The organism is Thermosynechococcus sp. Uc, assembly GCF_029335995.1.
GTDB lineage: Bacteria > Cyanobacteriota > Cyanobacteriia > Thermosynechococcales > Thermosynechococcaceae > Thermosynechococcus.
In genome coordinates this window covers 1-11,262 of the sequence record NZ_JARJMS020000076.1, presented here as the reverse complement: position 1 = coordinate 11,262, position 11,262 = coordinate 1, and the positions used below count along the sequence as shown (strand labels likewise).

Here is an 11,262-nt window from a genome sequence, read left to right as displayed (position 1 = left end):
TTTTAGGGTGCCATGACCCTTTCGCGAATCGCTTTAAGTAGCCTACAGCAAGATCTGGATCAGTTAATTCGTCGCTTGGATAGTGTGCCCCACGGCGACGTAATTTACCAAGCCCTGCAACTTTTTCTGGATATTGCCGACGAGGAACTGGAACGACTAGATTGGAAAATTCTGCGTTCCTGCCTGCGGGATATGCACCAGGCCTTGCGGGTCTTTGCTCCCTATCGCCATACCCGCAAAATTTCAATCTTTGGCTCCGCCCGAACTCCCTCCACATCGCCAGTCTATGAAATGGCGGTGCGCTTTGCTCAAGCTGCCAGTGCCACGGGGTTTATGATTATCACGGGTGCCGGGGGCGGCATCATGGAGGCGGGTAATAAAGGGGCAGGTCCCAATAAATCTTTTGGCCTCAACATTGAACTCCCCTTTGAGCAGGGTGCCAATCCCTATATTGAAGGCGATCCGCGCCTGATTCACTTTAAGTACTTCTTTACGCGCAAGCTCTTTTTGCTCAAAGAAACCGACGCCATTGCTGTCTTCCCCGGTGGCTTTGGCACCCAAGATGAAGCCTTTGAATGCTTGACCCTCTGCCAAACGGGCAAAGCTCCCCCTAAACCCTTAGTCTTGATGGATGTTCCCGGTGGCACCTACTGGCAACATTGGCATCGGTTTATTTGTGAAGAACTGGCGGCCAAGGGACTGATTAACGGTGAAGATCAGGAACTCTACCGCATCTGTACCAGTGTTGAAGAAGGCTTAGCTTACCTGAGTGGCTTTTATCGTGTCTATCACTCTAGCCGCTATGTAGGCGATCGCTTGGTGCTGCGCTTGAACCAAGACATTAGTGATGCCGCCTTGGCGGAACTCAATCGCGATTTTCAAGATATTCTTGTGTCGGGGCAGATTGAACGTGCTGCACCTTTGCCGCGGGAAGTGGAAGACGAGCAACCCATTAACCGCCCTGCCTTGACACACACGCTCCATTTGCCGCGATTGATCTTGCACTTTAACCAGCGGGACTACAGCCGTCTTTATCAGCTCATCTACCGTCTCAATGGTTTTGCCACGACGGAGGCTGCGTACCATCCCGAACGCAAATAGGCGATCGCCCTTCAATGCCGGTAGATTGCAGTTTTTTATCCCCCTTAGTAAAGAGACACGCCCATGATCGAACGCTATACCCTTGCCCCCATGGGGAATCTCTGGACTGATGCCTACAAATTCAAAACATGGCTGGATGTTGAGATTGCAGTCTGTGAAGCCCAAGCTGAACTGGGGCATATCCCTGCCGACGCCGTCGCTCAGATTAAGGCGAAAGCCAAGTTTGACCCCCAACGGGTGGCCGAAATTGAAGCGGAAGTGAGGCACGATGTCATTGCCTTCCTCACCAATGTCAACGAGCATGTCGGTGATGCTGGGCGCTATATTCACCTTGGGCTGACCAGTTCGGATGTTTTAGACACGGGTTTGGCGCTGCAATTGGTGGCTAGTCTGACCTTGATCCAAGAGCAGTTGGAGTATCTCATTCAGGCGGTGCGCCACCGCGCCCAAGAACATCGCTATACAGTGATGGTGGGACGCAGTCATGGGATTCACGCCGAGCCAATTACATTTGGTTTCAAGCTGGCTGGTTGGCTGGCGGAGCTGCTGCGCCATCGCGATCGCCTATGTCAATTGCAGCGAACCGTGGCGGTGGGCAAAATTTCCGGAGCGGTGGGCACCTATGCCAATGTGGATCCGCGCGTGGAGGCGATCGCCTGCCAAAAACTGGGACTGCAACCGGATACGGCTTCAACACAGGTCATTTCCCGCGATCGCCATGCCGACTATGTCCAAACCCTTGCTCTGTTGGGGGCAAGTCTTGAGCGCTTTGCCGTTGAGATTCGCAATCTACAGCGCACCGATGTCCTCGAAGTCGAGGAATTTTTCTCTAAGGGACAAAAAGGCTCCTCGGCTATGCCCCACAAACGCAATCCCATTCGCTCTGAACGGCTGACCGGGCTGGCACGGGTGCTGCGGGGCAATGCCCTAGCCGCCCTAGAAAATGTTGCCCTCTGGCATGAGCGGGATATTTCCCACAGTGCCGTGGAGCGGGTGATTTTGCCCGACAGCTCGATTCTCACCCACTTTATGCTGGTGGAAATGACTGACTTGGTGCAAACGTTACAAATCTATCCCGAGAATATGCGCCGCAATATGAATTGCTACGGCGGTGTCATCTTTAGTCAGCGGGTGCTCTTGGCGCTGGTGGAGAAGGGGCTGAGTCGCGAAGCCGCCTACGCCTTAGTGCAAAAACACGCCCACGCCGCTTGGAATCAACCCAATGGTGATTTTGCTGCCAACCTGAAGGGGGATCCTGAGATTCAGCGCTACCTTACACCAGAGGAACTCGAGGCTTGCTTTAACCCTGAACATCACCTCAAGCACCTAGAGGAAATTTACCAGCGGTTGGGGATTTAAACCAAATTGAGATAGGCTTCAAGGTCACTAATTTGAAAGAGCGATCGCAGGGGTATCCCCTGAGCGGCAAAGGCGGCTTCCCCGCCCGCCTGGCGATCGACAATGGCAAGAACTTCATTGACGAGGTAACCTGCCTCTTGAAGACGCAAAACGGCCTTGAGGGCAGAGCCGCCGCTTGTGATTACATCCTCAAGCACCGTAACCACCGCCCCTTGGGGCAAGGGGGGGCCTTCAATAAAGCTCATTGTGCCGTGGCCTTTGGCTTCCTTGCGCACAATCAGCGCCGCCCGATCCTGCCCCCGCAAATTGGAGAGCACACTCACGGCCACCACCAAGGGGTCTGCCCCAAGGGTAAGACCCGCCACCGCCACTGCTTCCGGGGCTAATTGCTCCAAGAAGAGCCGCCCCACCAAGTAAGCGCCCCGCGCCGATAGGGTAACGGGTTTACAGTTAATGTAGTATTGGCTCTTTTGGCCAGAGGAAAGGATAAAGTCACCGGTACGGTAGGCATCGCGGCAAAGAAGCGCCAAGAGTTCCTGACGCAGCTCAGGAAGAGAATCGTTCATGATTGACTCCAAATTCAAGGGGTTAAGCCAGTGGGTATGCGAAACCAATGGGTGGTGCCGTCCTTTTGATCCACAAGTTTGACCCCTTGAGCCAATAGGAGATCCCGCAGGCGATCGCTCTCGGCATAGTTCTTAGCTTGACGGGCAGCAGTACGAGCCACAACTAGCTCCTGAATTTCCTCATCGGTCAGTCCCATTGTCTGTACAGCTTTTGACTCCTCTTTGACCTCTAAACCCAACACCTGAGCAAGGGTAACCAGAGTGTGCCAATCGCGACTCACCTCAGTCAGCGATCGCCCCAAGTCTCCCCCATGGAGATAGCGATGCTGCTCACGATTGAGGGTTTTCGCCAGTTCAAAGAGCACTGCCAAAGCAGCGGCAGTGTTTAAGTCTTCATCCATGGCTTGACAAAAGGCCTGGGTACTAGCGTGGCTTTTGACCTCATCGGCATCCACAGGAGAGAGGGGAACCTGCTGATTCAAACGCAGTGCTTCCGCCAAGGTTTGCCAGCCCTTTGTAGCGGCGGTAAGTGCCTGCGGTGTAAAGTCCAAAGGTTTGCGGTATTGAGCTTGCAAAACCAACAGGCGTAACGCCATTGGATCAACCCCCTGTGCCAGCAAATCGCGAATTGTGGTGAAGTTGCCCAAAGACTTAGACATTTTTTCGGCATTCACAGTAACAAAGCCGTTGTGAAGCCAAAATCGTGCTAGGGGCTGTTGTGTTACCGCCTCCGATTGGGCAATTTCATTTTCATGGTGAGGGAAAATTAAATCCATGCCACCGCAATGAATGTCAATGGTTGGCCCCAAGACCTGTCGCACCATGGCTGAGCATTCAATGTGCCAACCGGGGCGTCCTTTGCCCCAAGGCGCTGCCCACGGTTCGTACACTTGGGTTTCTTCTGCTTTGGCAGCTTTCCAAAGAGCAAAATCTAGGGGGTGATGTTTGCGCTGCTCTTCCGCTTCCTCAACCCGACCACTGGCACCGGCGACCAATTGAGAAAGTTGGCGTCCAGAGAGCTTACCGTAGGTGGGAAACCGCTCCACTGCATAGTACACATCTGCATCCACCACATAGGCATAGCCGCGCTCAATGAGACTTTGGATGAGGTCTAGGATGGCCGGAATGGCCGCTGTGGCACGGGGATAGACATTGGCTGGCAAAATGTTCAGGCGAGCCATATCCTCGTGGTAGGCCGCAATGTAGCGATCGCTAACTGCCGCCATTGTTTCTCCCTGTTCAAGGGCACGCCGAATAATTTTGTCGTCAACATCGGTAAAGTTCTGGACGTAGTACACAGAGTAGCCCAAGAACGTGAGATAGCGGCGCAGTACATCCCAAACCACGTAGGAGCGGGCGTGTCCCAAATGGCAGTAGTCATACACCGTAACACCACAGGCATAGATGGTCACCCGCTCTGGGTGCAGGGCGGAAAAGGGTTCAAGGCGGCGAGACAGTGTGTTGTACAAATGTAAGGGCACAGAAACACCCCGCAAGGATCAACAGTTGCAGCGGCAAATCGCTCTTTGATACGATATAGGATACCAAATTCACGATTGTCGAGGACAAGCACACCCCCATGGCCAAAAAAAGCATGATCGAACGGGAGAAAAAGCGGCAACGGCTTGTTGCTAAATACGCCAGTAAACGCCAAGAACTCAAAGCCCAACTGGCCAAGGCTGAAACCCAAGAAGAGATCATGAGCATCCATCGTCAACTCCAACAGTTGCCCCGCAACAGTGCCCCTTCACGGCTGCGGAATCGTTGCTGGCTGACGGGTCGCCCACGGGGTTATTATCGTGATTTTGGCCTCTGCCGCAACGCCCTGCGGGAAATGGCACATCAAGGGTTACTGCCGGGAGTGGTCAAGGCCAGTTGGTAAGTTGGCTTTGCTACCCTAGAACTCAGGGATTGGAGAAAAACCATGGCAGAGCGATTATCTCAAGCCGAGTTTGAGGCACAGCTCGCTAGCTTACCCGGCTGGAAATTCGTGGGCGATCGCCTTGAGCAAACCTTCACCTGCAAAGACTTCTTAGGTTCTATTGCTTTTGTCAATCGCCTTGTGGATCCTGCTGAACAGGCGGGACATCACCCTGATTTAGCGATTTCTTGGAATCGGGTAACAGTTTGCCTCACTACCCATGAGGCTGGCGGGATTACCCAAAAGGACATTGACCTAGCCAAGGTGATCTCTAATCTGGCAGCAGGATAACTTTCGGCTGAATTATGAAATGCCTTGAAAATGAAGGCGTACCCTGACAAGCCCACCCCCTATGCATGACAACTGCGTCAGGGCATTGTGGCAGGCGACCGCCAATAGGGGCAAGATGAGAGTTTTCCCGTCAAGCCGCAGAAGTTAATCCATAACCTACGCTAAGTGATGGGGGCATCAGGCATCGCTATTCTGCCAACGCTTAAAACAGCTTTAGCGCAGTCTGTCCTAGCGTTATTGATGTTCCCGTGGACTACAGCGAGAATCTATGCCTCAATCAACGCCTTGGGGAACTGAGCTGCCCAACTTAGACCACATGCTCTACCCGAATCCAGGGGGCATAAGGGTTCATAAAACCTGTAACCGTGATTAGCTGCCCATCTCTGTAGGTTTGCAGGCGATCGTTGACAGTGGGGTGGAGCGTCACTAAAGGCCACAACCGTTGATCTGTGCGCAGTTGATAGGCCTGCTCCCCTGATTTCACGAATTCGCCCCTGATAGTTTGCATTTCTGCGGTCACAGTCATCGGTGTTGGTTGGGCGATCGCCACCTCTGGCAGTAGAGGAACTGTAGGATCAAAGGTATTCAATGTCTGAAGTTGCCAAGCTTCCCATTGCGGATGTTGCGGCGGCAGGTTAAAGAAGGGAAAAATTGCCTGTCGGCACTCCTGAATGAGGGGCTTCAGGTCAAGGGCACCCACCAGTTGGTGTAAAGATTTCCCTTGGCGAATGGCTGTGGCAGCTAACCACCCTGCCCCCTGTCCAATGCCCATGACCAGAGGTTGCAAGCGGGTGGCACCATTGGCAATGTGGGTTACGGAGATATTTTTCTCTGCAACTAAAAAGCCTTCTACTCCCTGGGGAATTAAGGATGTATAGGGAATTACAAAGGGCGTCCCTGTCCAGCGACCGCCCCAACGGATAGACTTAGGCATCAGGGGAAGTTCCATCCCTGGATAGTGGTGATCGTTCGGGTAGTTGCCAATAGCAATGCCGGTGTAGTGACCTTGAGCATCAAGGGGGGCTGGGGCATTGGGGAGAATATCCTGCTCTTGAATCGTGGTGAGGCCGATCAGACGGCGACTTTCACGGTAGTAGGGATGAAGAGCATAGGCACCACCCCCCAAGCTGCCGGGGAATCGGGGAAAGGTATCCTCCGCTAGGCCATAGCGGCGGCCAAGGTGGCGTTGGATGTAGCAGGCAAAATCCTGAGCATGCCAGCGCGCCTCTTGACAAAAGGCCTGTCGAGCTTCGGGAGAGCCAACTAGGCGCTCTAGACCCACTCCATAGTCATTTCCTTGCTGCGGCCAGTTAAGCATAAAGCGATTTCTTGGCAGGCGGCCATAGTTAAGAAAGTGCTGGGGGTCATACCCTGCCCAAGCACCACTAAATTTGTGCTCATCCCAGAGAGGGGAAGGGGGAATCTCCGGGGCAGTGGCTCCCTCACCATAGTCCTGCAACACCACAATCCATGTGGGGGCTTGAACGGGATAGGTTTGAGTCAGAGGTGTGGGGGCTGGAGGTGCGGACGGTTCTTGGGTTTCTGCCTGCCACTCCCACCCCCAACGATAGGGAATTTCCCCCAAGGCAAGGAGATCCCCCAGTTCTGTGGCGTCAATGGTGATTTGGGCATAGATAGTGAGGCTGGTAAATTCTACACCAAAGACGCGATCGCCTTGGCGCAAAACCGCTTGGGGAAGATCGCCGCCAATCCACGTCAGGTTAGGGGTTGCTTTGATCCACTCGGCAAAGAGGTCAGCGGCAACCTTTGGCTCAAAGGTAAAGAAACTAACCCAAGCATGATCTAGCCCCCCCGGCTGTCGCTGAGCGATCGCCCGTAGAAACTCGCCCCACAGTCCTGTTTGCCAAGCCATGAGTTCATTGCCATCGGGCGCGGCCACTCCAGCACTCGTGAGCATGCCCCCTAACCAAGGGGTTTCACTGACTAGCACCGTTTGCGCACCCGCACGAGCCGCTGTTAAGGCAGCAGCTACCCCCCCTGTACCACCGCCAACCACAAGTACCTCAGTGCGAAGCATTTGCCTCACTGTTGCGGTTCCTTGGGATTTGTAATTAGTCCCCAGCGATCGGGGGGCCAAAAGCGAATCGCCGCACGACCAATAATGTAATTGCGCGGCACCACGCCCCAGCAGCGGCCATCAAAGCTGTTATTGCGGTTATCTCCCAAAACCAAGTAACTATTGGCGGGAATGACCTGCGGTTGTGCCAAATAGGGCTGTATGCCAGCACAGGTATCCACCGATGTAAAAGATGAAGGCGCAAGATAGGGTTCAAGCAGGGGTTGATTGTTAATATAGACTCGCCCTTGACGCAGCTCCACGCGATCGCCGGGTAAGCCCACTACCCGTTTGATAAAGGCATCGTGAAAGCCCGCCTGCTGAAGCGTTGGGGTTGGATTAAAAACAATAATGTCGCCACGGTGGGGGGGGTGAAAATAGTAACTGATTTTTTCAATAATCAGGCGATCGTTAATCAGCAGGGTTTCTTCCATCGAACCGGTGGGGATATAGCGTGCCTCTGCCACAAATGTGCGAATACCAATGGCAAGGACAGCTGCTAATCCTAGGGTTTTGGCCATTTCCAACCACCAGGGTTCTGTGGCCTTCTGGGGCTTGGCTGTCACTGATTCAGGGGCAGAAGCATTTGTGGGTGGCACTTTGCCATCGGACATAGGAAGGAATCTCGCAAACACTCAAAAATATGAAGTCATGCACTCCACGATACTACAGCGATGTGAGGCTAACGGTCACTGTTTGATCCTAGAGTGCTCTGGCAAGTGTTCTGTTCCACGGCAATGATCTGGGACATTGCTGCTCAGGGCAATCAGAGGATCTGCTCAATCATGTCAATCATGTGTTGGGCTTGGGCAGCATAACTGCCGCCAAAAAGATTAAAGTGATTGAGAATGTGGTACAAGTTGTAAATGGTTTTCCGTTGTGCATAGGCGGCGGGTAGGGGATACGTGGCGTTATAGCCCTGATAAAAGGCATCAGGAAATCCCCCAAAGAGTTCACTCATTGCTAAGTCCACTTCGCGATCGCCATAGTAACTGGCGGGATCGAAAATCACAGGTTCCCCTGTGCGGCAAAAGGCAGCATTCCCCGACCAGAGATCGCCGTGGACTAGGGTAGGGGTTGGCTCATGATTCAGGAGTTTTGGAATGGCTGCCAGTAACTTTTCAGCTTTGGGAAAGTGCCCACCTCGACGGCGAGCTAAATCAAACTGATAACGCAGCCGAGCATCACAGAAAAATTCACCCCAGTTGTCTGACCAAGGATTGATTTGGGGGGTAGCACCAATGGTGTTATTTTCTGGCCAGCCGTAGCGATCGCCGGTGCCCTTGAGATGCAACCGCGCCAGCTGTGCCCCCATTTGCCACCAATCCCCTGAACTGGTCAGAGGCAAGTATTCTAAAATTAAAAAACTGGCGTCCTCCACACTTCCCCACAACAGGGGTAGAGGAACACGAATTGCCTGAACCTTGGCGATCGCCTGCAAGGCATTGGCCTCCGCAGCAAACATAGATTGCCGTTCAGGGCGATTAAATTTGATAAAAAGGGTTTGCTGCGGATGTTGCCACACATAGGTGGTGTTAATACTGCCGCCCCCCACTGAAAGGGCTTGGCCATCATGGAGCCGCTGACCCGTCGCTGCGGCAAATTGATCCCACAACTGTTGCCAGCGACCCACACCCTCAACCCTTAGTCGTCGTAAATGCGACACTCAGCAGCATCAGGGTTATCCTCACAGTACTGCTGAAAGGAGGATTTGTGATCTTGTTGTTCAGCGCGTTGGTGGGCAGCTTCTGCCTGTAGTTCCTCGAGGGCGTCCCAAGCGGCAGCGCACTGTCCAGAGGTTGCCCCTTTGGTATCACAGATTTGATGGGCTTCCTCGCGAGCTTGTTCAATTTGTTTCTCAAGATTACTCATAGAGCCTTTATTGAATCACCGTATTCAGTTTACAGCCCTTTTCTAGGGGATGGAGACAAAAGAAGAGATTGAGTACTCTTCTACCCTAGTTTTCACAGTGCTAAGCACATACTATCTTTGGGAAAAGGGTTGTGTGCAATCTGCCCAAGGGCAGGAATGCCGTTACTCTACTCTAGCAATGAATCCCTTGACCTGCCAGTTGGCAAACGTGCATCCCCATGATCCTACAGGGTACTGTTGGCAACTGCTGCCTCACTCAGCAAACTGGGAGCAGATTGCGTTAATTGAGCATAGAGGGGCAGATGGTGTTGCGCAACTGCGGGGAGGGCAGCATGGACGTGAGTGGCGACTGCCGTTGTTGTCACGTCATAGGTCTGGGTAGCTAGTTTGGGATACATCCCCACCGCAATAATCGGTAACAGGAGGGAGAGGGCAATAAAAGTTTCACGGGGATTGATATCCAAAAGTAGTTTGTCAAATATATCGCCCGCTTGTTTGCCCGTAAAGACACGGCGCACCATCGAGAGCAGATAGACGGGCGTGATAATTACCCCCACCGCTGCTAGGAACATCACCCCCACTTTGAAGGTGGTGGAGTAGGCATCGCTGTTGGTCAACCCCAAAAAGACAGTGAGTTCACTGGCAAAACCACTCATACCTGGCAGTGCCAAGGAGGCCATGGCGGCAGCGGTAAAGAGGGCAAAGGTTTTCGGCATGGATTGGGCAATACCGCTCATTTTTTCCATAGCCAAGGTGTGGGTGCGATCGTAGGTAACTCCTGCCAAGAAGAAGAGGGCAGCCGCAATCAAACCGTGGGAAAGCATTTGGAGCATGGCTCCATTGAGGCCAATGCCATTGAGGGCACCAATCCCCAGCAGCACAAAACCCATGTGGGAAATTGAGGAATAGGCCAGTCGCCGTTTTAGATTTTCTTGGCCAAAAGCAGTCAGGGCACCATAGACAATATTCACCACGCCAAGGGCAACGAGGACAGGGGCAAAGTAGATGTGGGCATCGGGGAGCATTTGCAGGTTGAAGCGAATTAGACCATAGCCCCCCATTTTCAAAAGCACTCCCGCCAACACCATGGAGACTGGAGCAGAAGCTTCACCATGGGCATCGGGCAACCAAGTGTGTAGGGGAAAAATCGGCAGTTTGACACCAAAGGCAATCAGGAAGCCACCATAGGCAAGGAGTTCCAGCGCCAAGGGATAGTCCTTGAGGCCTAAAGCCGCCATGCTGAGGGTAAAGTCACCGCCAGAGAAGGCCATCGCTAGGCCAGCAATGAGGATAAAGAGAGAACCAACGGCAGTGTAGAGAATGAATTTGGTTGCGGCGTATTGGCGTTTGCTACCGCCCCAGATAGAAATCAGCAGATAGACAGGTACCAGTTCCAGCTCCCAAATCAGGAAGAAGAGGATGAGGTCTTGAGCGGCAAAGACCCCAATTTGAGCGCTGTAGAGTGCCAGCATCAGGAAATAAAATAAACGCGGCTTTTGCTTCACTTGCCAAGCTGCAAAGATTGCCACTGTATTCACCAGACCCGTCAGTAAGATCAGGGGGACGGCAAGGCCATCAACCGCTAAGGACCAGTTCAGGCCAATTTGCGGGAGCCAAGGCACAAGTTCTGCCATTTGCATCTGGGCAGATTGGGCATCGTAGTGTTGCCAGAAAACCATTGCCGAAAGGCCAAATTCGAGGAGTGCGATCGCTAGGGCATACCAGCGGACTGTCTTCCCCTCGCGGTCAGGCAACACGGGAATCAAAAAGGCTGCCGCTAAAGGCAGCAGCGTCAGTACAGTCAGCCAAGGAAATTGGACGTTCATCAGACAACCCCCCAAGGGACGAGTCCAGTAATCTGTTCAAGTATTTGAAAGTGTCTGAGTAAGAATATATACCTATTTGTTAATTGGTGGCAATTGTTAATTATTTTTTCTATATTTTAAAATTCTCGGCACAACTATTGTCAAAAACCTATTTAACTGTAAATTGACAGTGATCTCAATAAAGTTAAGATGGTGTGTAACGTGCGGAAGGATGCGTTCTGGGACCCAACCGTTGGCTACGGCGGTGGA

At 52.8% G+C, this 11,262-nt stretch carries 11 protein-coding genes; 4 read left to right on the top strand and 7 right to left on the bottom strand.

Annotated features, from left to right (window positions below):
• Positions 1-12: 12 nt before the first annotated feature.
• Entirely contained in the window at positions 13-1,101 is a 1,089-nt protein-coding gene (locus tag P3X23_RS08300; RefSeq protein WP_300875297.1) for an LOG family protein, read from the top strand.
• 63 nt (positions 1,102-1,164) lie between these two features.
• Positions 1,165-2,460 carry an adenylosuccinate lyase gene (gene purB, locus P3X23_RS08295; RefSeq protein ID WP_300875294.1) on the top strand — a complete coding sequence of 432 codons (1,296 nt, stop codon included), beginning with the start codon at positions 1,165-1,167 and terminating at the stop codon, positions 2,458-2,460.
• Here purB and pyrE read toward each other — a convergent pair.
• Both pyrE and cysS read right to left on the bottom strand, forming a co-directional pair.
• Positions 2,457-3,026 (bottom strand): orotate phosphoribosyltransferase, encoded by a 570-nt coding sequence (gene pyrE / locus P3X23_RS08290; protein WP_300875291.1) that lies wholly within the window; start codon positions 3,024-3,026, stop codon positions 2,457-2,459. The genes purB and pyrE overlap by 4 nt on opposite strands.
• A gap of 14 nt (positions 3,027-3,040) precedes the next feature.
• Positions 3,041-4,507, bottom strand: a complete 1,467-nt coding sequence (gene cysS, locus P3X23_RS08285; protein ID WP_300875288.1) for a cysteine--tRNA ligase — start codon at positions 4,505-4,507, stop codon at positions 3,041-3,043.
• 98 nt (positions 4,508-4,605) lie between these two features.
• On the opposite strand from cysS, the gene rpsN reads away from it, so the two are divergent.
• Positions 4,606-4,908: a 30S ribosomal protein S14 gene (gene rpsN, locus P3X23_RS08280; protein WP_300875285.1), complete on the top strand. Its 303-nt coding sequence runs from the start codon at positions 4,606-4,608 to the stop codon at positions 4,906-4,908.
• A gap of 42 nt (positions 4,909-4,950) precedes the next feature.
• Entirely contained in the window at positions 4,951-5,238 is a 288-nt protein-coding gene (locus P3X23_RS08275; protein ID WP_300875282.1) for a 4a-hydroxytetrahydrobiopterin dehydratase, read from the top strand.
• Positions 5,239-5,545: 307 nt separating this feature from the next.
• On the opposite strand, the gene P3X23_RS08270 is transcribed toward P3X23_RS08275, so the two are convergent.
• The 5 genes from P3X23_RS08270 to P3X23_RS08250 form a co-directional block, all read right to left on the bottom strand.
• Positions 5,546-7,276 carry an FAD-dependent oxidoreductase gene (locus P3X23_RS08270; protein ID WP_300875400.1) on the bottom strand — a complete coding sequence of 577 codons (1,731 nt, stop codon included), beginning with the start codon at positions 7,274-7,276 and terminating at the stop codon, positions 5,546-5,548.
• 5 nt (positions 7,277-7,281) lie between these two features.
• Positions 7,282-7,929 (bottom strand): signal peptidase I, encoded by a 648-nt coding sequence (lepB, locus tag P3X23_RS08265; protein WP_300875280.1) that lies wholly within the window; start codon positions 7,927-7,929, stop codon positions 7,282-7,284.
• A 152-nt stretch (positions 7,930-8,081) separates the two neighbouring features.
• On the bottom strand, positions 8,082-8,948 hold the full coding sequence (locus P3X23_RS08260; protein ID WP_300875277.1) for a fructosamine kinase family protein: 867 nt from the start codon (positions 8,946-8,948) through the stop codon (positions 8,082-8,084).
• An 11-nt stretch (positions 8,949-8,959) separates the two neighbouring features.
• Positions 8,960-9,187 carry a Calvin cycle protein CP12 gene (locus P3X23_RS08255; protein ID WP_300875274.1) on the bottom strand — a complete coding sequence of 76 codons (228 nt, stop codon included), beginning with the start codon at positions 9,185-9,187 and terminating at the stop codon, positions 8,960-8,962.
• A gap of 224 nt (positions 9,188-9,411) precedes the next feature.
• On the bottom strand, positions 9,412-11,013 hold the full coding sequence (locus tag P3X23_RS08250; protein ID WP_300875272.1) for an NAD(P)H-quinone oxidoreductase subunit 4: 1,602 nt from the start codon (positions 11,011-11,013) through the stop codon (positions 9,412-9,414).
• Positions 11,014-11,262: the final 249 nt, after the last annotated feature.

What these genes read in the sequence shown, in the direction of transcription:
- purB (WP_300875294.1), top strand. Translation starts at nt 1,165, where the DNA reads ATGATCGAACGCTATACCCTTGCCCCCATGGGGAATCTCTGGACTGAT.
- P3X23_RS08250 (WP_300875272.1), bottom strand. Translation starts at nt 11,013, where the DNA reads ATGAACGTCCAATTTCCTTGGCTGACTGTACTGACGCTGCTGCCTTTA.
- P3X23_RS08255 (WP_300875274.1), bottom strand. Translation starts at nt 9,187, where the DNA reads ATGAGTAATCTTGAGAAACAAATTGAACAAGCTCGCGAGGAAGCCCAT.
- P3X23_RS08300 (WP_300875297.1), top strand. Translation starts at nt 13, where the DNA reads ATGACCCTTTCGCGAATCGCTTTAAGTAGCCTACAGCAAGATCTGGAT.
- pyrE (WP_300875291.1), bottom strand. Translation starts at nt 3,026, where the DNA reads ATGAACGATTCTCTTCCTGAGCTGCGTCAGGAACTCTTGGCGCTTCTT.
- P3X23_RS08270 (WP_300875400.1), bottom strand. Translation starts at nt 7,276, where the DNA reads ATGCTTCGCACTGAGGTACTTGTGGTTGGCGGTGGTACAGGGGGGGTA.
- lepB (WP_300875280.1), bottom strand. Translation starts at nt 7,929, where the DNA reads ATGTCCGATGGCAAAGTGCCACCCACAAATGCTTCTGCCCCTGAATCA.
- rpsN (WP_300875285.1), top strand. Translation starts at nt 4,606, where the DNA reads ATGGCCAAAAAAAGCATGATCGAACGGGAGAAAAAGCGGCAACGGCTT.
- P3X23_RS08275 (WP_300875282.1), top strand. Translation starts at nt 4,951, where the DNA reads ATGGCAGAGCGATTATCTCAAGCCGAGTTTGAGGCACAGCTCGCTAGC.